General features: G+C 50.3%; 22 protein-coding genes and 1 pseudogene. 10 read left to right on the forward strand and 13 right to left on the reverse strand.

The features are described 5' to 3' along the window. The first annotated feature begins 225 nt into the window (after positions 1 to 225). Positions 226 to 2,211: a ligand-gated channel protein gene (locus F384_RS11510; RefSeq protein WP_046481631.1), complete on the forward strand. Its 1,986-nt coding sequence runs from the start codon at positions 226 to 228 to the stop codon at positions 2,209 to 2,211. Positions 2,212 to 2,275: 64 nt separating this feature from the next. Here F384_RS11510 and lysP read toward each other — a convergent pair whose 3' ends face one another. Together lysP and yieE are read right to left on the reverse strand one after the other, a co-directional pair. Further along, the gene (lysP, locus tag F384_RS11515) at positions 2,276 to 3,748 is read right to left on the reverse strand and encodes a lysine-specific permease (RefSeq protein WP_046481633.1); all 1,473 of its coding nucleotides are present in this window, start codon (positions 3,746 to 3,748) and stop codon (positions 2,276 to 2,278) included. Between the two features lie 185 nt (positions 3,749 to 3,933). Then, on the reverse strand, positions 3,934 to 4,797 hold the full coding sequence (gene yieE / locus F384_RS11520) for a DNA-binding transcriptional regulator YeiE (protein ID WP_046481634.1): 864 nt from the start codon (positions 4,795 to 4,797) through the stop codon (positions 3,934 to 3,936). 99 nt (positions 4,798 to 4,896) lie between these two features. Here yieE and F384_RS11525 point away from each other — a divergent pair, with 99 nt between their 5' ends. The 3 genes from F384_RS11525 to F384_RS11535 all read left to right on the forward strand — a co-directional run bounded on the left by F384_RS11525 (position 4,897) and on the right by F384_RS11535 (position 8,104). Further along, positions 4,897 to 5,946 (forward strand): YeiH family protein, encoded by a 1,050-nt coding sequence (locus F384_RS11525; protein ID WP_046481636.1) that lies wholly within the window; start codon positions 4,897 to 4,899, stop codon positions 5,944 to 5,946. 206 nt (positions 5,947 to 6,152) lie between these two features. Next, positions 6,153 to 7,010, forward strand: a complete 858-nt coding sequence (gene nfo / locus F384_RS11530) for a deoxyribonuclease IV (RefSeq protein WP_046481637.1) — start codon at positions 6,153 to 6,155, stop codon at positions 7,008 to 7,010. Positions 7,011 to 7,012: 2 nt separating this feature from the next. Further along, positions 7,013 to 8,104, forward strand: coding sequence for a sugar kinase (locus F384_RS11535; protein ID WP_046481638.1), 1,092 nt, complete (start codon positions 7,013 to 7,015; stop codon positions 8,102 to 8,104). Between the two features lie 72 nt (positions 8,105 to 8,176). Here the strand turns inward: F384_RS11535 and F384_RS11540 are convergent, their stop codons facing one another. The 6 genes from F384_RS11540 to fruB form a co-directional block, all read right to left on the reverse strand. Further along, the gene (locus tag F384_RS11540) at positions 8,177 to 9,427 is read right to left on the reverse strand and encodes a NupC/NupG family nucleoside CNT transporter (protein ID WP_046481640.1); all 1,251 of its coding nucleotides are present in this window, start codon (positions 9,425 to 9,427) and stop codon (positions 8,177 to 8,179) included. 85 nt (positions 9,428 to 9,512) lie between these two features. Next, positions 9,513 to 10,448, reverse strand: coding sequence for a pseudouridine-5'-phosphate glycosidase (locus F384_RS11545; RefSeq protein WP_046481641.1), 936 nt, complete (start codon positions 10,446 to 10,448; stop codon positions 9,513 to 9,515). Then, the gene (locus tag F384_RS11550) at positions 10,436 to 11,377 is read right to left on the reverse strand and encodes a pseudouridine kinase (RefSeq protein WP_046481643.1); all 942 of its coding nucleotides are present in this window, start codon (positions 11,375 to 11,377) and stop codon (positions 10,436 to 10,438) included. The genes F384_RS11545 and F384_RS11550 overlap by 13 nt, the downstream gene beginning before the upstream one ends. Positions 11,378 to 11,660: 283 nt before the next feature. Next, complete coding sequence (gene fruA / locus F384_RS11555; RefSeq protein WP_046481644.1) at positions 11,661 to 13,352, reverse strand: PTS fructose transporter subunit IIBC; 1,692 nt, start codon at positions 13,350 to 13,352, stop codon at positions 11,661 to 11,663. A gap of 16 nt (positions 13,353 to 13,368) precedes the next feature. After that, positions 13,369 to 14,307 (reverse strand): 1-phosphofructokinase, encoded by a 939-nt coding sequence (gene fruK / locus F384_RS11560; RefSeq protein ID WP_042317960.1) that lies wholly within the window; start codon positions 14,305 to 14,307, stop codon positions 13,369 to 13,371. After that, the gene (gene fruB / locus F384_RS11565; RefSeq protein ID WP_046481646.1) at positions 14,307 to 15,437 is read right to left on the reverse strand and encodes a fused PTS fructose transporter subunit IIA/HPr protein; all 1,131 of its coding nucleotides are present in this window, start codon (positions 15,435 to 15,437) and stop codon (positions 14,307 to 14,309) included. Before fruB ends, fruK begins: the two co-directional genes overlap by 1 nt. A gap of 369 nt (positions 15,438 to 15,806) precedes the next feature. Here fruB and setB point away from each other — a divergent pair, with 369 nt between their 5' ends. After that, positions 15,807 to 16,988, forward strand: a complete 1,182-nt coding sequence (gene setB / locus F384_RS11570; RefSeq protein ID WP_046481647.1) for a sugar efflux transporter SetB — start codon at positions 15,807 to 15,809, stop codon at positions 16,986 to 16,988. Here setB and F384_RS11575 read toward each other — a convergent pair. Beyond that, positions 16,985 to 17,164, reverse strand: a pseudogene (locus tag F384_RS11575) (YkgJ family cysteine cluster protein); the annotation flags it as partial. The gene setB and the pseudogene F384_RS11575 sit on opposite strands and share 4 nt — an antisense overlap. A 95-nt stretch (positions 17,165 to 17,259) precedes the next feature. Between F384_RS11575 and F384_RS11580 the strand changes: the two are divergent. The 5 genes from F384_RS11580 to F384_RS30395 all read left to right on the forward strand — a co-directional run bounded on the left by F384_RS11580 (position 17,260) and on the right by F384_RS30395 (position 21,136). Next, on the forward strand, positions 17,260 to 19,176 hold the full coding sequence (locus F384_RS11580) for a recombinase family protein (protein WP_046481650.1): 1,917 nt from the start codon (positions 17,260 to 17,262) through the stop codon (positions 19,174 to 19,176). Between the two features lie 258 nt (positions 19,177 to 19,434). Further along, positions 19,435 to 20,199, forward strand: coding sequence for a lysozyme inhibitor LprI family protein (locus F384_RS11585; protein WP_176217760.1), 765 nt, complete (start codon positions 19,435 to 19,437; stop codon positions 20,197 to 20,199). Further along, entirely contained in the window at positions 20,189 to 20,557 is a 369-nt protein-coding gene (locus F384_RS11590) for a hypothetical protein (RefSeq protein WP_046481651.1), read from the forward strand. The genes F384_RS11585 and F384_RS11590 overlap by 11 nt, the downstream gene beginning before the upstream one ends. Continuing rightward, positions 20,541 to 20,882, forward strand: coding sequence for a hypothetical protein (locus F384_RS30390; RefSeq protein WP_226991647.1), 342 nt, complete (start codon positions 20,541 to 20,543; stop codon positions 20,880 to 20,882). The genes F384_RS11590 and F384_RS30390 overlap by 17 nt, the downstream gene beginning before the upstream one ends. A gap of 5 nt (positions 20,883 to 20,887) precedes the next feature. Next, positions 20,888 to 21,136 (forward strand): hypothetical protein, encoded by a 249-nt coding sequence (locus F384_RS30395; protein ID WP_226991648.1) that lies wholly within the window; start codon positions 20,888 to 20,890, stop codon positions 21,134 to 21,136. 142 nt (positions 21,137 to 21,278) lie between these two features. Here F384_RS30395 and F384_RS11595 read toward each other — a convergent pair whose 3' ends face one another. From F384_RS11595 to F384_RS11610, 4 genes are all read right to left on the reverse strand, one after another. Further along, the gene (locus tag F384_RS11595; RefSeq protein ID WP_016240364.1) at positions 21,279 to 21,968 is read right to left on the reverse strand and encodes a VIT family protein; all 690 of its coding nucleotides are present in this window, start codon (positions 21,966 to 21,968) and stop codon (positions 21,279 to 21,281) included. A gap of 135 nt (positions 21,969 to 22,103) precedes the next feature. Beyond that, on the reverse strand, positions 22,104 to 22,685 hold the full coding sequence (locus F384_RS11600; protein ID WP_046481655.1) for a cytochrome b/b6 domain-containing protein: 582 nt from the start codon (positions 22,683 to 22,685) through the stop codon (positions 22,104 to 22,106). A gap of 437 nt (positions 22,686 to 23,122) precedes the next feature. Then, complete coding sequence (locus F384_RS11605) at positions 23,123 to 23,497, reverse strand: cytochrome b562 (protein ID WP_011977761.1); 375 nt, start codon at positions 23,495 to 23,497, stop codon at positions 23,123 to 23,125. A gap of 111 nt (positions 23,498 to 23,608) precedes the next feature. After that, positions 23,609 to 24,562: a cation diffusion facilitator family transporter gene (locus F384_RS11610; protein WP_001198018.1), complete on the reverse strand. Its 954-nt coding sequence runs from the start codon at positions 24,560 to 24,562 to the stop codon at positions 23,609 to 23,611. Positions 24,563 to 24,822: the final 260 nt, after the last annotated feature.

The following is a 24,822-nucleotide window of genomic DNA, read 5'->3' on the forward strand; positions in this document are numbered from 1 at the left end:
TTCCCTCACATTTACGTTCCCCTATCTCGTTGACTTCAAAGGATTTCCCTTACAAATCAAACAAACGCAAATGATTTCAATTATCATTAGTGTTTACAAATATTCATTCTTTTGTACAATTCCCCTCGCTTCTTTACCGCAAAGAGTTCTTAAAAGACAAACACATACAGTTGTCATGGCCTTTCACATGACATGCGGATTTTACTCGTTTAATGGAATGACAAAATGACTATACCTCACGTTAAGGCTATTGCCGTCGTAGTCAGCGCGGCGTGCCTCCCATCGTTCGTTCATGCTGCCGATCAGGATACCGTTGTTGTGACCGCAACGGGATTTGAGCAGAAAATCCAGAATGCCCCGGCTTCAATTTCGGTTATTTCAAAACAGCAAATTGAAGATAAAGCTTACCGTGACGTTACCGATGCGCTGAAAGATGTGCCTGGCGTGGTGGTCACCGGCGGGGGCAGCAGCAGCGATATCAGCATCCGCGGGATGGCGTCGCAGTACACGCTGTTCCTGGTGAACGGCAAACGTATCAGCACTCGCGGTACACGTCCGAACAGCGATAACTCTGGGATCGAACAGGGCTGGCTGCCACCGCTGGAGTCCATCGAGCGAATCGAGGTCATCCGTGGCCCGATGTCATCGCTGTACGGCTCCGATGCGATGGGCGGCGTAATTAACGTGATCACCAAAAAAGTGTCTAACACCAAAGGCTGGACCGGTTCACTGCACGGTGATGCCACCTTCCAGGAAAACAGCGATTCCGGCGATCTGTTCCAGACCAATGCCTATGCTTCTGGCCCGCTGATCGACGGCCTGCTGGGCGCGAAAGTCACCGGGCTGCTGTCTCGCCGCGCAGAAGACCAGATCGTCAACGGCTACAATGAGCAACGCCTGCGTAACGGCGGTCTGACCCTTAACTTTACGCCGGACGATAAGAACGACATCGATTTTGATATCGCCCGTGAATTGCAGGATCGCGACAGTACGCCTGGCAAATCCATGGCCGCAGAGACCTGCCGTAACGGAACCTGTAAACCCAATACAAAAAGTGAAAACCGCTATGAGCACACCACGTACTCATTAACGCACAGCGGCTATTACGATGAATTCAACACCACCAGCTATATCCAGCAGGAAGAGACCAACAACCCAGGCCGTGAGATGAAGTCGTACAACACGATCTTCAATAACCAGAACCAGATTTTCCTCGGTGCCCATACCCTGACGCTGGGCGGTCAGTATCGTTATGAAAAACTGAGCGATACCGGCAACCAACTGAAAGCGGCTGAGGGTCTGGACAAACTGACCCGCTGGAGCTGGGCGCTGTTTGCAGAAGATGAATGGGCGATGACCGACAGCTTTACTCTGACCGGTGGGATCCGCATGGATAAAGACGAAAACTACGGCGACAACTGGACGCCGCGTGGTTATGGCGTCTGGCATCTGAGCGATCAATGGACCTTAAAAGGTGGCGTCTCCGCAGGCTACCGCGCGCCGGATTTGCGTCAGTCCTCCGCAAACTGGGGCCAGGTCACCGGTGGGGGTCGTCTGAATGGCATTATCGTCGGTAACCCGGATCTGAAGCCGGAAAAGAGCCTGAGCGAAGAACTGGGACTGCTGTGGGATAACGGCGACAACCTCAACGCCGGCGTCACCCTGTTCAATACCGATTTCAAAGACAAGATCACCGAAGTTCGCCGCTGTAACAGCAGCGCCGATCCGGTCTGTACGATTGGCAGTGAAAGTTATGATTTTGTCAGCGATCGCGTGAACGTTGATAAAGCCAACATGCGCGGCGTGGAATCGACATTCGGCTGGAAGATGACTCGCGACCTGAACTGGACGGCCAACTACACTTATACCGAGTCAGAACAGAAAAGCGGCCAATTCGAAGGCAAGCCGTTAAACAAAATGCCAAAGCATATGTTTAACACGACGCTGGACTGGCAGGCGACTGAGACGGTGGGCTTCTGGAGTCGTCTGAACTTCCGCGGTAAAACCTCTGAATATCTGAGCCGCACCTCAATGTCGCAAGGTACGCCGTCCTACACGCAGGTTGATGTCGGTCTGCGTTACAACGCGAACAAGAACCTGCTGGTGACGGCTGGGGTGTATAACGCGCTGGATAAACAGATTGATTACGATACCTACGACACTATCCTCGATGGTCGTCGCTATACGGTGGGTCTGACGTACAACTTCTGAGCCTGCTTCAACAAAAAGCCCCGACATGTCGGGGCTTTTTTTTATCGCTTCACTTGTGCGGTGACTATTGCTTCTTCACACGTTCCGGGAAGTGCATTTCACTGTAACGAACAAAGTGAGTCCCTCGGGTCAGCTTATAGCCGAACCAGATAATCAGGAACAGCGGGATACCGATATAGGTTGCCGCGACGCCGCCCCAGTCAATGGTGTCTTTCAGGAACGCTTCGTAGTTCTGCCCCAGCGTGATGATAAGACACAGGACGAACGCGAAGATCGGCCCCAGCGGGAAGAAACCTGAACGGTACGGCAGATCCTTCACGTCATGGCCCTGCATGACATAGCCGCGACGGAAACGATAGTGGCTGATGGCAATCCCCAGCCAGGCGATAAAGCCCGTCATCCCGGACGTGTTCAACAACCACAGGTAAACCGTCTGGTTACCGAACATTGAGGTCAGGAAGCACAGGCCGGCAATCACCGTGGTGGCGTACAGCGCATTACGCGGAACACCGCCACGAGAGAGCTTCGCGAAAATACGCGGCGCTTTGCCATCGCAGGCCAGGGTGTAAAGCATACGGGTTGACGCATACATCCCGGAGTTACCCGCCGACAGCACCGCCGTCAGGATCACCGCATTCATCACCGCCGCCGCAGAGAGCAGACCGGCATGCTGGAAGACCAATGTGAACGGGCTGACGCTGATATCTTTCACATCATTACGCAGCAGGCTTGGGTCGGTGTACGGGATGATCAGGCTGATAATCAGAATCGCAAAGACATAGAACAGCAGGATTCGCCAGAACACCTGACGCACCGCGCGCGGAATGTTCTTTTCCGGATCTTCAGATTCACCAGCCGCAATACCAATTAGCTCCGTCCCCTGGAAAGAGAAGCCGACTATCATCGCCACGCCAATCATGGCCGCAAAGCCACCGGCAAACGGCGCATCGCCCGTCGTCCAGTTGCTCCAGCCCACCGGCTGGGCACCCTTGAAGATGCCGACGATCATCATCACACCAACAATGATGAAGATAATCACGGTTGCCACTTTGATCAGTGAGAACCAGTATTCCGCTTCACCAAAGCCTCTGACCGAGATGTAGTTCAGCAAGAAGATCACACCGAGGAACAGCGCGCTCCAGATCCAGCCTGGGGTATCGGGGAACCACCAGTTCATCACCAGTTGTGCCGCTACAAGGTCAACAGCGATGGTCACCGCCCAGTTGTACCAGTAGTTCCAGCCCAGCGCGAAGCCGAAGCCTTCTTCAACATAGTTCTGACCGTAGGTCGCAAACGAACCGGACACCGGCATATACGCCGCCAGTTCGCCAAGACTGGTCATCAGGAAGTACACCATCAGGCCAATCAGAATATAGGAAAACAACGCACCGCCAGGACCCGCTGCGGAAATGGTGGCACCAGACGCAACGAAAAGGCCGGTACCGATGGAGCCGCCGATGGCGATCATCGTCAGGTGACGCGCCTTCAGTTCGCGACGTAACGCGGGCGCTTCTGTGGTTTTAGTTTCGGAAACCATGTGAAAATGCTATCCATCCAAAAAATGAGGCGCGATTGTAACAGACGAAACGCTCTCCTTCTGGCACAAATGCGCTGTTATAAGAGACCTTCATGACTGGCCGCGGATTATAAGTAATAGCAGAGAACGGTGGGCTTACTGCCCCCAGAACGGATCACCGTCAGGCGCTCCGTTCCCGGAAGGTATTATTCGCAATAACTCAGGAAGCGCTGCAGCGCGTTGGAGAGGTGTTTCTGGCGATGGTGGATCCGCCAGAGCGTACGCACCAGGCGCGGAAGCGGCACCGCGACTTCACTGAGCGTTCCTGCCTGGAGCTGTTCATCAATCACCCGGCGCGACAGGCAGCTAATTCCCAGTCCATGACGCACGGCGTGCTTGATGGCTTCGGAATTTCCCAGTTCCATCGCCATTTCAAATTTGGGTAAGTGCGACAACAGCAGATAATCCACAATCTCCCGCGTTCCGGAACCGCGCTCGCGCAGGATCCAGGGGGCAGCAGCGAGTTGTTCAAGCGTTACCGGTCCCTGCGCCAGTGGCGAAGTCGGCGCGGCGAATACCACCAGTTCATCTTCCAGCCACGGCTCCGAGATGATTTCCGTATTGTGGCACGGCCCTTCGATAAGCCCAATGTCGACCCGAAAATCAAGCACCGCCGTAATCACGTCCTGACTGTTACCGACGCTGAGTTCCAGGGGAAGAGTGGGGAAATCACGACGATAACGGGCGATCACCCCCGGAAGAATATAGTTGCCGATAGTGCTGCTGGCGTACACGCGGATAGCGCCGTTGTCTTCGCGGAACAACTGCTCAATCTCCACCGCCTGCTCCAGTAACGCCAGCGCCCGCGGATAAAGCAAGCGCCCATGTTCATTCACCACCAGCCGTTTGCCTACACGATCGAAAAGCTGAACACCCAACTGACCTTCCAGATCGGTCAGCGCCGCACTGACCGCCGACTGCGACAGCGCCAGCATCACTGACGCTTGCGTCGTTGAGCCGCTTTTCAAAACTTCGGTAAAAACTTCAAGTTGCCGCAGGGTGATGTGCATGGTCGCTTACCACTTATAAAGATTAATTATAAATATATAATCAATTTTATTTTTAAGCCAGTTCGCCGTAACCTTTTGCCCATAAAAGAGGAGAAGGCAATGACAGAACTCACCTTAACGAATCACCGTCGAACAATGTGGCATTTTATTCCGGGGCTTGCCCTCAGTGCAGTTATTACCGGGGTTGCCTTATGGGGCGGGTCCATTCCCGCCGTGGCAGGTGCCGGGTTCAGCGCCCTCACCTTAGCAATCTTGTTGGGGATGGTGATGGGTAACACCGTCTATCCGCAGATCTGGAAAAGCTGTGACGGCGGCGTCCTGTTTGCCAAGCAACATTTATTACGGCTGGGGATCATCCTCTACGGCTTTCGCCTCACCTTCGCGCAAATTGCTGACGTGGGTGTCAGCGGTATTCTGATCGACGTTCTGACGCTGTCCAGCACCTTTATGCTGGCCTGCTTTCTGGGTCAGAAGGTCTTTGGTCTGGATCGCCAGACCAGTTGGTTAATCGGCGCGGGCAGCAGTATTTGCGGTGCGGCGGCGGTACTGGCGACGGAACCCGTCGTGAAAGCCGAAGCCAGCAAAGTCACGGTCGCCGTCGCGACGGTGGTGATCTTCGGCACGATGGCGATTTTCCTCTACCCGGCGATGTATCCACTGCTGGCACATTGGTTTAGCCCGGAAACGTACGGTATTTTTATTGGCTCCACCATGCATGAAGTGGCACAGGTTGTGGCGGCAGGACACGCGATCAACCCGGATGCGGAAAACGCAGCGGTGATTGCCAAAATGCTGCGCGTCATGATGCTGGCTCCATTCCTCATCTTTATGGCCGCACGTGTTAAGCAACTGTCACCGGCCAGCGGTGGGGAAAAAAGCAAAATCACCATTCCGTGGTTTGCCATCCTGTTCATCGTGGTTGCCATTTTCAACTCGTTCCATCTGTTGCCGCAGGCGGTAGTGAACATGCTGGTCACGCTGGATACGGTATTGCTGGCCATGGCGATGGCGGCACTGGGGCTGACAACGCACGTGAGCGCGCTGAAGAAAGCCGGAGCGAAACCGCTGTTAATGGCACTGGTGCTGTTCATCTGGCTGATTGTCGGCGGTGGCGTGATTAACGTCCTGGTCCAGCACGTTATTGCATAATTCGCTACATCCTGACCCTGTTAACCCGCTATGATTGGGAATAATTTGTTGATTGTTTTTTCATACGCAAAATCATTCAGGTTGCATCAGGACGGCAAATCAATTTATCCCCGGGAGCGTGCATCAGTACGTGACCGGGGTGAGTGAACGCCGCCAACGAAGAGACCGCCTGGAGGATAAAGCGTATAGGGTTAACAGGAGTTTTAATGAAATACATCGGAGCACACGTCAGCGCAGCAGGCGGGCTGGCAAATGCCGCCATTCGCGCCGCTGAAATCGAGGCAACCGCGTTTGCGCTCTTCACCAAAAATCAGCGTCAATGGCGCGCCGCCCCTCTCACCGCGCAAATCATCGATGACTTTAAAGCCGCCTGTGAGAAATACCACTTCACCTCCGCCCAGATCCTGCCGCACGACAGCTATCTGATCAATCTGGGCCATCCGGTCAGCGACGCGCTGGAAAAATCCCGCGACGCTTTTCTCGATGAAATGCAGCGCTGCGAGCAGCTCGGCTTATCCCTGCTTAACTTTCACCCGGGCAGCCATCTGATGCAAATATCGGAAGACGAATGTCTGGCGAAAATTGCCGAATCAATCAACATCGCCCTCGCCCAGACCGAAGGCGTGACCGCAGTGATTGAAAATACCGCCGGTCAGGGCAGCAATCTCGGCTTCAAATTTGAACACCTTGCCGCCATCATCGACGGCGTGGAAGACAAATCGCGCGTCGGCGTTTGCATCGACACCTGCCACGCTTTCGCCGCAGGCTATGACTTACGCTCCGCCGCCGAATGCGAAAAAACCTTTGCCGAATTTGAGCGCATCGTTGGGTTTCACTATCTGCGCGGTATGCACCTGAACGACGCCAAGAGCACCCTTGGCAGCCGGGTCGACCGCCACCACAGCCTGGGTGAAGGCAACATTGGTCACGACGCGTTCCGCTGGATCATGCAGGACGCCCGTTTCGACGGCATTCCGCTGGTGCTGGAAACCATCAATCCCGACATCTGGGCAGAAGAGATTGCCTGGCTGAAAGCGCAGCAGACTGAAAAGGCGGTTGCGTAATCATGAACGACAGGGAAAAACAGATACTCAAAATTCTGCGCCGCAACCCGCTGATTCAGCAAAACGAAATCGCCGACATTTTGCAGATCAGCCGTTCTCGCGTTGCCGCGCACATCATGGACCTGATGCGTAAAGGGGCGATCAAAGGGAAAGGGTACATCCTCACCGAACAGGCCTATTGCGTGGTAGTGGGAGCAATTAACATGGATATTCGCGGCATGGCGGATATCCACTACCCGCAGGCCGCGTCCAATCCGGGCAGTATCCACTGTTCTGCGGGCGGCGTCGGGCGCAATATTGCTCATAACCTCGCCCTGCTGGGTCGCGATGTCCATCTGATTTCCGCTGTCGGCAGTGATTTTTATGGCGAGACGCTGCTGGAGCAAACGCGTCAGGCGGGCGTCAACATCTCCAGCTGCATTCGTCTGCACGGGCATAACACCTCCACCTATCTCTCTATCGCCAACCAGCAGGAAGAGACAGTGCTGGCGATTAACGATACCCACATCCTGCAACAGCTAACGCCACAGTTACTGAACAGCTCGCGGGATTTAATCCGTCACGCTGGCGTGGTGCTGGCGGACTGTAACCTGACGCCGGAAGCCATCGAGTGGGTCTTTACGGTTGCTGATGATATTCCGGTGTTTATTGATACCGTTTCCGAGTTCAAGGCGACGAAGGTGAAAACCTGGTTTACGCGCATCCATACGCTGAAACCGACGCAAAAAGAGCTGGAAATCTTATGGGGCCATCCCATCAACAGTGACGACGATCGACTCCGCGCGGTGAATGCCCTACACCAACAGGGCATTCAGCAGATATTTGTCTGTCTGGAAGATGAATCGGTCTTCTGTAGCGAGAAAGATGGCGAGCAATTCTTACTCATGCCGCCTGAGCATACGGTGGTCGACAGCTTCGGCGCCGACGACGGTTTTATGGCCGGGCTTATCTACTGCTTCCTGGAAGGGAGCGATTTTCGCGAAAGCGCGAATTTTGCGATGGCCTGTGCGGCCCTGTCACGCGCCAGCGTCAGTATCAACAACCCCACCCTTTCCGCTGATAACGCGCTGTATCTGTTAAAAACAAGCCAGTAAAAACGCCTTATCCGGCCTTGAGACGTTTCTCCTGGCCGGATAAGACATCAGCTACCGTTCAGCAAACTCACGCTATGCCAGTCCGATAAAGAACCCGGCGATAGTCGCACTCATCAGGTTAGAGAGCGTGGCCGCCGCCAGCGCCCTCATGCCCAACTGGGCGATTTCCGGCGCGCGCTGAGGTGAGATGGCTGAGAACGCCCCAACCACTACGCCAATGGAACCAAAGTTGGCAAATCCACACAGCGCAAAAGAGATGATGGCGATGGTTTTCACATCAAGCGTGCCGCCGTCCTGCAGGTAAGGCGAGAGGTTGAGGTAAGCAACAAATTCGTTGATCGCCAGCTTCTGCCCAATCAGGCTACCCGCCAGAGAGGCATCACTCCAGTCAACACCCATGATCCACGCCAGCGGGGCTAACACCCAACCGAAAATTCCTTCCAGCGTCGCATGACCATAGCCGAACCAGCCGCCAACACCGCCGATAATGCCGTTAATCAGCGCAATAATCGCGACAAACGCCATGACCACCGTCGCCACGCCGGCGGCAATCTTCAGCCCGGTCATCGCCCCGCTTGCCGCGGCTTCGATGATACTTTTTGGCGGTGTCTCGGTGAAAGAGAGGTTTTCGAAGGTGACTTTTGATTCTTCTGTTGCCGGACTCAGAATACGGGCAAACAGGATCCCGCCCGGAATCGCCATCAACGAGGCTGCCAGCAGATAATCAATCGGCACGCCCATGCCGGCATAGCCAATCATCATCGAGCCCGCAATCGAGGCCATCCCGCTACAGATAGCGGTGAACAGTTCGTTGCGATTCAGACGGTCAATAAACGGTTTGACGATCGCCGGGATCTCGTTCTGCCCGAGGAAAATGGTCGTGACCGCAACAAATGATTCAATCTTGCTGATGTTCAGCGCTTTCTGGAAAATCCCGCCAAGAATACGAATCAGCAGCCCCATCACGCCAATGTAGTACAGCAGGCTGATAAGCGCAGTGACAAAAATAATGGCGGGGAGCACACGGAAGGCAAAAATAAACCCGGCGCCATCAAACAGCACATCCATTTTTGGCCCTACCAGAGAACCAAAGATAAAGGCGCTGCCTGCGTCACTGTAAGACATGACCTTATGCACGCCCAGCGCGGCCTGCTCAACCAGCCATTTGCCCGGCGGGAAATAGAGCATGATCCCGCCAATTGCGATTTGCAGTACCAGCGCAGCGCCTACGGTACGTAAGCTGATGTGCTTTTTATTCACCGACAGTAAGTATGCGATCACCAGCAATACCGCCATACCCACAACACTTCTCATTATATCCATAATGATTTCCCTTCATGCCAGGAAACCCGGCGCGAAGCCAGGTTTTGGTGGTTTCGGGCGACCGCGAGCTGCCCGTTCGTTATTGTCAGGCGAGGCGTTGATATTCCTTCGCGATCTCGCAGGCCAGTACGGCGTTGTTAAACACCAGTTGAATGTTGGACTTCAGGCTGTCGCCGCCGGTTAATTCCGCAACGCGCGCCAGCAGGAACGGCGTACTTTCTTTGCCGACAACGCCCTGCTCTTCCGCTTCCCGGACAGCCTGGTCAATCGCCGCGTTGATTTTCTCTTCCGCCATGGCATAGGTTTCCGGGATTGGATTGGCAACTACCAGACCGCCGTTCAGGCCGGTTTGCCATTTCACTGCCATCGCACGGGCAATTTCCTTCGCGCTGTCGAGACGAATGCTGACCTCAAACGGACTGGTACGGCAGAAAAACGCCGGTAACGCGGTGGTCTGATAGCCAATTAACGGCACGCCGAACGTTTCTAAATATTCCGTGGTTAAACCTAAGTCGAGAATAGATTTCGCGCCGGCACAAACTACAGTCACATTGGTATGGGCCAGTTCCTGAAGATCGGCGGAAATATCAAACGTATGTTCAGCACCGCGATGAACACCGCCAATCCCGCCGGTGGCAAAAACGTGAATACCCGCAAGTGCGGCGATAATCATGGTTGAGGCAACAGTGGTCGCACCATTTTTTCCGGCAGCCACGACAAACGGTAAATCACGACGACTGACTTTAGTGACGCTGTGTCCTTCGCGACCTAATAATTCAATTTCTTCTTTACTCAGCCCGACTTTCATTACCCCGCCAATAATGGCAATTGTTGCCGGTACGGCTCCGTGTTTACGGATGGTTTCTTCAACTTCAATTGCCGTCTGCGCATTTTGTGGAAAAGGCATACCGTGAGAAATAATCGTCGACTCAAGCGCAACAATCGGTTTATTACTGTTAATGGCGTCCTGGACTTCTGGCGAAATATGCAGTAATTCAGAGGAAAGCGTTAATTCAGACATTCTGTGTTCTCCACAAGGGTTTTAACGTTCGCAACAGATAATTCAGGGTTGTTGGTATATTCACTGGCCAGCGCCATCGAGGAACAACCCTGCGCAAATCGGATAGAATCAATGAAAGGCATGCCGTCAACCCAGCAGGAGGCAAGTCCTGCCATCATGGCATCCCCCGCTCCGGTGACGTTGACCACCTGGGTTTTTATCGGTAGCGACCAACCGCTGTCACCGCCTCTTTCACTGTAATAAACCCCATCACCGCCCATACTCAGCACCAGACGATACAGGCCACGCTCATGGAACCAGGCCGCGACTTTCGCGACATCTTCACGCCCTGAAAGCGCGATACCGCTGAGGGTTTCCGCCTCAAGACGGTTAGGTTTAAGCGTGTGAATCTGGGCTAAACGCTCGCGGATTTTCACGCATTTCCACGCCGACACCGGGTCAACAAACACCGGAACATTCCCTACGTTATCCAGTAGCCAGGCCAGCGTGTGTTCGCTGATATTACAATCCGCCACAATCACTCGGGCACCGCGGATGAAATCGAGATGCTGAGCCAGAAACGCCGCCGAAATATGTTCGGTAATGCTCATGTCATTGATTGCCACCAGCATTTCACCGGTATTATCAAGGAGCGATAAATAACTTGAAGTGTTCTCGCCGGTGACAATCAGGCAATTATCCACATGCACGCCTGACTGATTCGTCTGCGCCAATAATGATTGCCCATAAAAATCATTGCCGACAGCCGTCATTAACCAGGAATTCTTCCCGAGAAGGGCAAGATTATGGGCGATATTGCGACCGACCCCACCCGGCGTAAATTTAATTTTCCCAGGATTCGAGTCCGCATAATTTAAAGAAGCATGCGAATATCCTGCAACGTCCATATTGGCGGAACCAATCGTGATGATGTATTCCTTTTCTCGCATAGCACATCTCCTGGTATGAAAATACCATGACAATGAGATCGTTAAGACTATTCACGGCTCAAACAACTTATTAGAGCACATGTTTACATTCAAACATGTGTTCATAGTAAACTTGTTTTTATGAAAGTAAACGCACTGGCAAGGGCAAAAGCCGCCAGATATGAACAGAATCACAATTTTCTATAGATACAGTTTGTAAGCGAGGAAAAATTTGAGAGGAAGGACACAAAACGGAGATAAAAAAAGGGCAGAGAAATCTCTGCCCTGGTATGAAGCGATGACATTATGCCACTTTGGCGATAGCGTCCTCTTCCGGACGTTTCAGGAAGGCATAAGCCAGACCTGCCACCAGCGTACCGGCGATAATGGCAATCAGGTATCCTAACACCGGGGTAATCGCCCCTGGGATCAGCAGAACAAACAGACCGCCATGCGGTGCCATCAGTTTTGCCCCAACCGCCATAGAGATTGCTCCCGTCAGCGCGCCGCCAACAATACAGCACGGCAGAACACGCATCGGATCGCGTGCGGCAAAAGGAATCGCCCCTTCGGTGATAAAGCACAGGCCGAGTACCAGCGCTGCTTTCCCCCCTTCCTGCTGCGCTTTGTCGAATTTACGACGCGCAACAATCGTCGCCAGACCCAGCGCCAGCGGTGGCACCATGCCTGCCGCCATAATGGCCGCCATTGGCGCATAGGTTTGTGTACTCAGTAGGCCAACGCCAAACGCGTATGCCGCTTTGTTGACCGGCCCTCCCATGTCAGTACACATCATCCCGCCGAGGATTGCGCCCAGCAGCACCGCATTCGCCGTCCCCATGGTTTGCAGCCAGTGCGTTAACCCTTCGAGGATCCCGGCGACCGGTTTACCGATGAGGTAGATCATCGCCAGACCCACCACGAGGCTGGAGATAAGCGGAATGATCAGGATCGGTTTCAGCGCTTCCATACTCTGCGGCAGCTTCAGCTTCGTGCTGATGGCCTTCGCCACATAACCTGCGAGGAAGCCGGCGATGATCCCGCCGATAAAGCCAGAACCGGTGCTGACGGCGAGCATACCGCCGATAAGACCCGGCGTCAGACCCGGACGGTCAGCAATCGAGAAAGCAATGTACCCGGCCAGTACCGGCACCATCAGCGCAAAAGCCGATCCGCCGCCAATCTGCATCAGCGCAGCCGCCAGCGTCCCTTCGACTTTGAACGCTTCGATACCAAAGGCAAAGGAGAGCGCGATACACAGACCACCGGCAACCACCATCGGCAGCATGTAGGAGACGCCCGTCAGCAGGTGACGATACGCGCCTGCACTCTCTTTTTTCCCTTCATTCGCCGCAGCCTGCGCTTTTCCGGTTGGCTCATACACCACGGCTTGCGCCACGGCGTTGTCCAGTTCCTGCGCGGTTTTCTTCAGCGCCAGCCCGGTAGAAGTACGGTACATTGGCTTACCGGCAAATTTTGCCAGGTCCACTTCAATGTCTGCCGCCACAATGACCAGATCCGCCTGCGCCACTTCTTCCGGCGTGATGGCATTGCCTGCACCCACAGAACCACGGGTTTCGACTTTCACCCACCAGCCGCGTTTTTTCGCTTCGGTTTCAATCGCTTCTGCCGCCATAAAGGTATGCGCGACGCCGGTCGGGCACGCCGTCACGGCCACAACACGTTTCGGACCATTGGTCGTGGCGACGGGGGCGACGGCAACCGGTGCGCTGTAAGGCTTAGCATGACCTTTGGCTTCGCTAAGAAACAGTTCAGGGTGCGCAACCGCCCGGGCAATATCGCCCAGCCAGACTTTTTTGCCGTTCAACGCGTTGTCATTAGGGATGGCATCGGCCAGTACGATCGCCAGTTCAGCGTCATTTGGATTGTCGATGATATCCAGATTTGCTTTATGCGCCGCCGCACCGAGCAGAGTTTTCGCCATGTAAGCGCGGGCCTGCCCGAGGTTAGCGTCAATAATCAGCAGCGTTTTCATTGTGCCTCTCCTGCTGTCAGTTAAACGGTTGTAAGTCGACACGCGCCATCATTGCGGCCAACTGAGGACGATCGGTGATACCAACATTGCTCTGACTGACCGCCAGCGCTGCGACGGCTGTCGCCAGACGCAGCGTATGTTCGCTGGATTCGCGCATCAGCAAACCGTAAATCAGGCCGCCGACCATCGAATCCCCTGCCCCCACGGTGCTGACCACATCCACCGAAGGCGGTTTGGCGAGCCATTCTCCGGAGGCGTTCACCCACAGCGCACCTTCAGCGCCGAGGGAGATCACCACATGCGCAATACCCTGTTCACGTAACGCATGCGCCGCCTCAATCACATCTTTCATTTCCGGCAGCTTGCGACCGGCCCAGATTTCCAGTTCGCGACGGTTGGGTTTCACCAGCCACGGCGCGGCTTTCAGCCCCGCGACCAGTGCTTCACGGCTACTATCAAAGATAATGCATGGACACTGACTGCGCAGACGCGTCATCCAGTCGGTAAATGCTTCCGGGCTTACGCCGGACGGCAGACTGCCGCTGACGCACACCATGTCGAACTGACCCAGCCAGCTCAGGGAATCATTCACAAAACGCTCCCAGTCGGCAGGCGTAACCTCAAAACCAGAGAAGTTGAAGTCGGTGACTTCACCATCTTTTTCCGTCAGCTTGACGTTGATGCGGGTACGGCCCTGCACCACCTGAAAACGGTTAGCAATACCCAGTTCGCTGAACAACTGCTGAAAGCCGTCCTGGTTATCTTTGCCGAGGAAACCACCGACCGTGACGTCAATGCCAAGATCCTTCAGCACTTTTGCCACGTTGATCCCTTTACCCGCCGCGTGCAGACCGGTAGTTTTCACCAGGTTAACTTCACCGCGTTCGATTTCGGGACAGAACCCCACCAGGTCGTAGGCCGGGTTTAGCGTGATGGTAGCAACACGTCTGCTCATTATGCGCCCTCCCCAAGACCGGCGGCGATGGCCTCGCCAATCGCTTTCAGCGCCTGTTCAGCATCCGCTCCCTGTGCCGTAAAGCGCAGGCGATGCCCTTTCTTCACACCCAGAGCCACCACTTTCATCAGACTACGTCCATTTGCCGGTTTGCCGGTTCCATCAAGGTTTGCCACGGTAATTTCACTGTTAAATTGTTTAATCGTATTGACCAGCATGGTCCCCGGACGGGCATGCAGGCCGTGCTCATTGCGAACGACAAATTCGGCGTTCAGCACATCATCGGTCGGTGCATCATCGCTGGTCAGCAGCGCCAGGAGGGTGGCTGCATCGGCGTTCAGCAGACGGTCAGCTTTCGTGTCCAGCAGCAGATCGCCCAGACGCTTCAGCACCACAACGGGCTGATCGTCAGCCATGGCGACGGTCACCAGCAGTGCCGCCTTTTCGCCCTCGACGTCAAAGGTATTCGCCGCGCGACTCACCGCCACAGCGCTGCGCAGGTTGCCTTCCGCACTGTCGCTCAGCCAGATCCCCTGACCCAGGTTCATCGGCCGATCGTTAATCACTTTTGCGACAAACGCCGCATCTACTGCGCCCGCCTCTTTCAGGCGCGCCGCGTTCAGCGCCTGCAACGTCACTAAGTCACTTGCGGCGACATCCAGCATTAGCGTGTCGTTGTCGAGCTTCAGCTGTTCGCTCTGCTTTTCGCCCATCAGCAACGCACGCAGTTCTTCAGCCGTGGTCGCTGACTTAAGCTGTTCAGCCACGGCGTCATCGCTCAGCACGTGCGTCAGTTGACGCAGCAGACCAAGGTGCTCATCGGAGCTGGCGGCAATACCAATCGCCACGTAGGCCACCTGACCGTCACCCCAGGTCACGCCCTGCGGGAACTGAAAAACCTGAACGCCGGTTTTCAGCACCTGATCGCGGGTGTCAGTGGTGCCGTGTGGAATCGCAATCCCGTTGCCAAGAAAAGTGGACGTCTGCTGCTCGCGAGCAAGCATGCCGTCTACGTAGCCGTCCGCTACGTTACCGGCCTGCACTAACGCAACGGCAACCTGACGGATGGCTTCTTGTTTGTCTCCGGCCTGCTCGCCCGGATGAATGTCCTGAACAGATAACTGAAACATGGTTCTCCTCTCCTGCTGAATTGAAACGATTCAGCTTGCATGAGAAAAAAGACGCTATACGGTTCCCTCAACTGAAACTCGACAGCGCTGAAACGTTTCAAGAAGTCTTGCGCTTTCTGCTTCAGCACGCAAGAAAAGTTGCATTTTTGATCGCAAAATTTAGAAGCAATGCACATTTTCGCCTCATTGCCTGTCAGGTGCTGAAGCAAATACAGCGCTATTTCACTTAAGGTTCAGCAACGTCAGCTAGCCATATTTACAGAGTGAAATGCCATTTTGATTTTTCGTGGCGATTTTGATTTAGTCATCTGTTTATTTGCAGCTAAGCGGCGTAAACTCCGCGTCTCATCACACTACTGATACCCGAACATGCACAACACCCCCGCTGCCGCCTCGCCAAAAACGTTTGACCTGACGTCTACGGCTTTCCTTATTGTCGCCTTTCTCACCGGTATTGCAGGCGCGCTACAGACTCCCACGCTGAGCCTTTTTCTGACCGATGAAGTCCATGCGCGTCCGGGAATGGTCGGTTTCTTTTTTACTGGCAGTGCCGTGATTGGCATCCTGGTAAGCCAGTTTCTGGCGGGACGTTCAGATAAAAAAGGCGATCGCAAACAGCTGATCGTCTTCTGCTGTGCGCTGGGCATGCTGGCGTGCGTGTTGTTCGCCTGGAACCGTAACTACTTTATCCTGCTGTTTGTCGGCGTGTTTCTCAGCAGCTTTGGCTCGACCGCCAACCCGCAAATGTTTGCTCTGGCCCGTGAACATGCTGACCGCACAGGGCGTGAAGCGGTGATGTTCAGTTCCATACTGCGCGCCCAGGTTTCACTCGCATGGGTGATAGGTCCGCCGTTGGCTTACGCGCTGGCGCTGGGCTTCAGCTTTACAGTGATGTACCTCAGCGCCGCAGTGGCGTTTGTGGTTTGCGGCGCGATGGTGTGGTTTTTCTTACCGTCTATGCGTAAAGAAACTGCACTGGCAACCGGCACGCTGGAAGCGCCACGTCGCAACCGCCGGGATACCCTGTTGCTGTTTGCGATTTGCACCTTAATGTGGGGTACGAACAGCCTGTATATCATTAATATGCCGCTGTTTATTATTAATGAGCTGCATCTGCCGGAGAAACTGGCGGGCGTGATGATGGGGACGGCCGCCGGGCTGGAAATCCCGACGATGTTGATTGCCGGTTACTTCGCAAAACGCCTGGGTAAGCGTCTGCTGATGTGCATTGCGGTCGCCGCTGGTTTTTGCTTTTACGCAGGAATGCTGGTCGCGCACTCCCCGGTTGTGCTGTTGGGTTTACAACTGCTGAACGCCATCTACATCGGTATTCTCGGCGGGATCGGGATGCTCTATTTTCAGGATCTGATGCCAGGCCAGGCGGGTTCAGCAACAACGCTGTATACCAATACCATCCGCGTCGGCTGGATTATCGCCGGGTCGCTGGCGGGTATTGCCGCTGAAATCTGGAACTACCATGCCGTCTTCTGGTTCGCGCTGGTGATGATTATCGCTACGATGGCCTGTCTGACGCGTATCAAGGATGTCTAAGGCGCCGTCAGCGTCTCCAGTTCAATAAGCCAGGTCATCGCCTGGCGAGATGATTCGCCGCACATTTCCGCGCTCGGCTGCAATCCGGAGCACACCTTTGGCCGCAGTGGAGACGCGAAAATTTTACATCGCAGGTGTTCATCAAGCTGGATACACGGCGTGTTAGCGGGTTTGCCTAACATATAATTATTCACTGTTTAAAATTCACATTCCTGCTGTTAGCATCAGATCTATCTGATCAATCAATACCATCCGAAGGGAATCACACTCAATGAAACCCAAGCTATATTCGTACGTGCGTTTTTCATCTGTGAAACAACGGGAAGGTAACTCCCTGGAGCGTCAGCAAGATACCGCTCTAAAAATTGCGGCCCGTTATAATCTCGAACTTGATACAACGGCTTTCCACGATCTCGGCATGTCTGCGTTCAAAGGAAAAAATGCTCATGAAGGGAAGCTATCGGAGTTCATCAAGCAGATTGGGGCGAAGGTTCCCGTTGGCTCGTGGCTAGTCGTCGAAAATCTTGACCGCATTAGTCGTGATGATGCCTGGAGCGCTTTGGATATATTCAAGAACATACTTAGCAGGGGGATAGTCGTTGTTACTGGCATGGATGAGAAGGTCTATAAGTACGCGGACGTAAAGAATAATCCAACCGATTTAATCATTTCATTGTTGATGTTCACACGCGCCCACGACGAGTCGTTGACAAAAAAGAATCGAGTTGAAGCCCAGGCCCGTTCGTTGATACGACACAACCTGACAAGAGAATCGGGAACACCAGCAAAAGCAATAGAATCAGTCGGTCAGAATGTTTGGTGGGTAGATACAAAATCAGGATACGTTACTCCACATCCTCTATATTTTACCGCAGCTCAGAAGATTATCGAACTTAAACAAAACGGTGAAACTCTTCTTGGAATCCAACGATATCTTAACGAACATTACCCTGCCCCTAAAAAGAGGGTTTATAAAGACCAGACAGGTCAAGCGCTGACACCCAAAACTGAACAATGGGGTAAACATTTGATCAGGACATTTTTGAACCCCACTGTTCACGGACAAAAAACCTTTACGCTGGATAAACGTGATGAATCAGGTGTCATCATATACGATTCCGAATCAGATGAGCCGTTAAAAGAAACATTCATTATCCCTGATTACTACCCTGCTCTTATGTCGGAGGTGGACTACTTGACACTTTCGAAATTAGATCGACACCGCGCCATCACTCGTAATTCATCAAAATATCCAGCAGGTAATCCTGAACCAGAAATCCCGCTACTCTCAGGTATCGGTATTCTTTTTTGCGGAAAATGTGGTTCTTTCATGTTCAAATCTGGTTCAAGTGAAAACAAGTACCGTTATATATGTGGTTCAAAAATCGTTCAGGGTAAACCTTGCGGTAAAAAAGGTTTTACGTCATACCAGCTTGAGCACACTGTTTTGCAACTAATCGCTGATCACGTCTGGAACAACCACCAAGAAGATAAAACGGCTTGGTACGAATCTGAGATTGAAAAGGCATCTGAAGCTGTTAAAAAGCTGCTAAAGCTGGCAACTTTGACAGATGACCTCGAAGAATTGGCAGATCAGATTAATGCCAATAAACAGAAAAAAATAACGCTTGAGCGAGAATATCAACAGTACAAAATCAGCCGCTCAGAAATTCAAACTACTGGCTGGGATCAATTCCGAAATTTCGATGTTCATGACACTAAAAACCCTGATCGTAAGCGAATTAGGCTGAAGATAAAGCAAGCTATCAAACGTATTGATTGCTATGACATTGATGGGCGGTATGGTCATTTTGAAGTAACCTTCGCCGACGAGACAAAACAGAGAATCGTGATTAAGTTCAATCGAAACCGATCACCTGGTGTTTCGTATGTAGAAGCACAGACAGTAAATGATCATGACTTACTAAAAATGCAAGGACTTGTGTTGCACTCCTTCATTGATGAACTGATTTCACCTGAAAAATTTGCACAGCATATTAAGGACAAGCATGAAGTCAGCATTCTAAACCCGACGTTTATAACCAAGCTGGAGGATGGTGTAAACCAAAACGAAGGTAATGGATTGGCTATCAAGGTAGCTAGCACTACAAGTAAATCGTATGCAACTGTCAACGGTATTAAATACGAGATTAACTCGCTGGAAGACTTAGAAAAACTTTTACAGTAAATCACTCTCCCCTTGCATACCTGTCAAGGGGAAGCCTACCAACGCCCTCAATAGCCCTATCTCCGTTTCCGTTACATCAAAGCAATCTCGGAATTATACACACCACAATCGATCGTTTTTATAGATTGATTTTACATTATTGATAGGTTTTACAGATCAATGTAAGATCATGATTCTTCGAGTAGTGTTTCTCACTAGCAAGACTCACGGGATGGTGATCTGCCCCCGATGGAGTGCAATAGAAAGAAGGTATCCAGAATGACTATCCTTATAAAAACGTTAAAAATCATGGCATCAGGCGTTGTTCTCATTTCAGCTATAACCGCCGCCTCCAGTACCGTCTATTTCTTGCCAGAGGCGAAATCAGCAGGTGTCGCCAGCAACGACAAAAACGCCCTGATGTTTCTCGGAATGGACAGGGATGTAAATCTGAAGGGAATATGCTTCGCGATAACAAAGCAATCATCCTCGATCGTGCCGCTGGTAGATATCACTGCTACAACTGATAACGGCAGATTCACGATGCACGGACTACGCCCAAAGAATAACGACGATACGAAGGAATTAGTCTGTTCACTTGGTTCAGAAGCTGGGGATTTCTTGACTGGCATTGCGAAGTCAACCACCGTCAACGTGAAACTAGATTTCAATGGCGAGATCCGCAGTTACAGTTTCAACACTACAGAGTTCAGAAAAATACTGACTGCCAATGGTCAAGGAGTGTGGGACAAAGCAGCTAAAGATTATGCTCAGGGAGTTCGTGCACCCATTTTCTATAATAACAACCGCGAAGCCACCAAAAACAATGCAGTAACCTCAAATGTCGATACACACAGTTATAAAGCAAGCGATGAGAAACTAAATTCGGTCTGGAAAAACCTTAGCCCTGAAACTAGAAAACGATTACTCCCTTCCCAAAGAGAATGGATAAAGCAAAAATCCGGTTGCAATAATGAACAGAAATGTCTTACCGACATGACGAAAAACCGTATTCGTGAACTGGAGTCTGAAAATGAAAAATAATGCCCTGACTTTGGTTTTAAAAAACGACTGGATAACTTCGTCTTCTAGTCAAACCTATAACGGAAAATACATGGTTGGACATTTTCACCTGACAGATACGTTTATCGTTGAATATATGAATCTGATACATGGAGTCGAAATACCTGATTCATGGGTCAGCAGCGGCTTCACTAATACATCAGATACCAACACCCGTAAGGTTATGTATATGGAAGGCTGCGGTATGTTATCTAACGATACAATGAATGAGATCCGTAATGCAGTGAAGATTCCGTCTGACGACGTGAAAATTTACCACAATGGTAATAAGATTGTTAAGATAGAATTTATGGAAGATTACAATGAAATCACGAATTGAATATCGCATAAAACAATCAGTCATAACTGTTGCTATCACCTTCAGTTTTTACGTATTTCAGGGGATTGCAATAACTCCATGCCAAGCAAAATCAACTGAAGTAAAACCGACTTTACACGCAAATACTGTTTCTTTACAGCAAATCTCGCAATTATCTAGACCATCTATCATCGATATACTTCCGAGACTTTATACAGCTGAAGAGGTTTATTCACGATTTAAAGAACATGAGTTTAGGGCAACTAACGATTTCAAAAAGTGCCGATTGATGGTTACAGGTAAAATAAAAAAATCGGTACTGTTACATTCAGTAAGAATCCGTTAGTTACATTGTATATTTCTGGTTCAAATGAAGGACTAAAGTTTATTTTTGAAAATACGGATTATAATAACGATAAGGTAGCAAAGTTAAACGTTGGAGATACAGTAATTATTGCAGGATGGAATGCACGTCCTGGAACATTTGAAGGTATTTTTTTAGATGATTCGCAAATCATGACTGGTATGATTTCAAAAAAGAAAAGGCAAATGTTGGCTGTGAATGGTGGAGTCTATGATCGGGAGATTTGTCTTAAGTAACATTATTTATTCTCTTCAAATGCAGGGGCCAAGCCCCTGCATCTTTCTTCAATGGACACTGTACCAAGGGGAATAAAACCTGTAAGGAGCTACATTAGCGTTTTTTTTTATGACATACGACTCGAAATATCGCGACAGAACATTAAAGCAGGACCTGCCCTGCAAAATGACCAATCCCCATCGACAAAAACATAGCCAGTGTACTCCAGAACATAATTCTTATGATCGCCCTGACAGGAGGTGCTTTACCTGCAACAGAGGATATATAACCAAGGACCACCAGTGAAAAAAGGGTGGAAAGGATAATAAACAAAAAAACCTGCTTTGGAGGAGATAACCATGCAACTATTAAAGGTAACACGGCACCAGCAGAAAAACTCAGAGCAGAAAAGACAGCAGCCTGAAGGGGCTGTGCAGAGTTTGTATCCGTCAGCCCAAGTTCTTCACGGGCATGAGCATCCAGAGCATTTCTCGCCATGAGCTGCTCTGCAACCCTATAGGCAAGCACAGGATCCAGTCCACGTTGTATATAAAGTGAAGTCAGTTCCTGCATTTCACCTTCATAATCGGTTTCCAACTCCCTTTTTTCCTGAGCAAGTGCAGCGTTTTCGGTATCAGCCTGAGATGAGACTGAAACATATTCTCCCGTTGCCATCGACATCGCACCAGAAACCAGTCCGGCAACACCAGCAAGTAAAACTCCCGAAGAACTGGTGTTTGCTGACGCAACACCAAGGACAAGGCTTGCTGTCGAAACAATTCCGTCATTTGCCCCCAGTACAGCCGCCCGAAGCCATCCCACTTTTTCGATGCTGTGTCGTTCAAGATGCATATCTTTGCTTTCCTTCAACTACGCACACTAATCGGAATTACGGACATATAAGAATGCCTTGACAGATAATTAAACTATTGTAGTCAATTTTATCCAGCCATTACAGCACACTTTATTAATCATCAATCTATCACACTATTCCGTAACGGAATTTTTCCTTTGGCTACGGATGGTGAGAAATATATGCAGCAACCCCATCGAACCATGCGCCCAGAAATAGGTTTCAATAAATACAGTCAGAAACTTATGCAAATTTAGGACACTTTCTGTCAGCACTGGCGACATTCCAGGAATTGTATTGAGTGCAAACCAGAAACCACCACATGATGCAACGCCCAATAGCGCAAGTACACCAAGCCCCTGGACTAAGGCAGCAATCCCACCAGCATGAGCTTCAGGGAGACGGAATGACATCAGCATTTTGATATCTTCAACCACACCTCGAAAATCAAGAGTCAGCCAAGCAAAATAGTAATGAAATCCTCGTTGTGTTAGCATCCATGCAAGCATGATTAACCCAAGAACAATCAGTGATAATCCAGTGATAACATGGAACCATGTAACGAACCCTGTGAGAGTATAGTCACTGAGAGCATCGCTTTCGGTAAGATTTGAACTAACAATCTGCAATAAAATCAATACAGCTAAGATGATATGAAGCACACGTAGAAATGGTGTGTCTTTGTGAGGGAGAGCATTACGTAAATTTTCATTCATAATTTAGCCACTTTGTTAGGGGTGGTTGACCAAATCAACATGCCTTTTTATTAACGAAACCTTAACTTATCGGAACTAAACAATACTCTTTAATCAGAGAATGGTATCTAAACCTATAGTACATCACATCAGTAATATGAAGAGATTACCATGAAGAAGTGTTTTTCCAGCCAAGAGATCATCAGTATGTTTCAGTGAAGCACGAAGCGGGTATATCCGCCCCGTGCAACATCAATAGGACTTAGCTTATGTTGAGGCAATGTAGCATCGGTAAGCATGTTTGCGACCCCAACATTTTTATATGTACTGAGCAGATAAGATAACGTATTAGAATTTCTTCACCAGGGCATAACTATCCATTCTAATACAAGCAGCTATATCATGTCAGTTCCGGGATATCTTTCCAGCATATCTACTTTCTCCTGATAGTTCCCGGTTCAGTCAACGCCAAGTTTATTATGGTATTTTCTCATCATACTGCCCAGTTTCTGTGCTGCAATTTTCCCAGCGTCAAGACCTTCCTTTTCAGCGGTACTTTCAACAGCAGTTACCTCATCAATCAGAAGTGACATACCTGCAACATACGTTTCCCTGTCATACCCCTCTACCGGGCCGTTCAAGATGGACTCTGCTGTTGATTTCAGATCCTGCATATCTTTCCTGAAAGATGTAACGTCCTCCTCCTTAAGTGCTGCGCGGTAGCTTTTATTCATCATCTTCATGGCATGTTCAACACCGTCAGAACCAGCTATTACACTGGTAGATAAAACAAGGGCTGTTCCTATTATAACACTATGCATAATTTTTCTCATAATAACCCCACATTGTTTACTATCATTTAAAAAAATCACAATCCGAAGACGTAACATTGAGCAAAGAAAATAATTATTTGCCAATTTCCCCGAAGAAAATCAGCATTAAAATTATTGTTTATGATTATTTACACTTCCATAATCAAGGCCACTTACCTCCTTAAAAAAAGGGTCAACATGCGTCATGACATTTAATACATGATGATTATCTAAAACTGATTTCCTGGCTAAAACAGCAATGTCATGCCCTACTTTCACTGATAAATTACCATTAATTTCCAGATGAACATCAACAACAACAAGATCTCCCATTTTACGGGTTTTGAGATCATGGATACCTTCAACTCCAGGCGTTGACAATAATGTGGTTTTTATTTTATTTTCAGTTTCAATATCCACGGATCTGTCCATCAAGTCATGAAGCGAATCTGACATAAATGAATATCCCATTCTGGTTACAATCAGTCCGACAACCATTGCAGCAACTGGGTCGAGTAATTTAAAACCTGATAAGTTCCCAATAATACCAATAGCCACAACCAAAGACGAAGCGGCATCAGAGCGTGCATGCCAGGCATTAGCGACCAGCATAGTGGATTTTACTCGGGTTGCTACGGCAAGCATATAGCGAAAAAGAAGCTCTTTGATAACCAGTGCGGCTAAAGCCACCCACAGAGCAACAATATGTACCTGAGGAATATCATCTGGTTGTTTCATTTTATTTACTGCTGACCATAACATGCCGATGCCAACAATAAATAAAATTGTCCCCAGAATTAATGATGCACCATTTTCATAACGATGATGACCGTAGTGATGGTCATCATCGGGATTTTTTTTACTTTTATGGTTTGCAATGAGTACAACAAAGTCTGAGACTAAATCAGACAGGGAATGAATACCATCCGCGATAAGTCCCTGAGATCCAGAAAATATACCAGTAATCACCTGCCCGGATGTCAGAAAACAATTAACAAGCACACTAACCCACGTACTTTTACGGGCCGCGATGAAACGCTCATGAGAACTAATATCAATATCATCCGTAAATTTGTTTACCTGCACCAGAAACTCCTTATAACAGCATCAACAGTTAATACTAAACAGACTATCCTTCCCGGACAGGTTCTGTGGCGAAAATATAATAATTGGTGAGATTTATTCCTGTAAAGGACGTGCCATGTTTGTGATGACATTCATTTATCATAATTTTTAAACATTAATTTATTCTTAACAGAATATGAAAAAATTGACAGTTACCACAACTATACGCTTACGTTCTGACCTGCTCCCCGTTGATTAGTACACCCCGATGTTAGTAATGT

It is taken from the genome of Citrobacter amalonaticus Y19 (assembly GCF_000981805.1).
GTDB lineage: Bacteria > Pseudomonadota > Gammaproteobacteria > Enterobacterales > Enterobacteriaceae > Citrobacter_A > Citrobacter_A amalonaticus_C.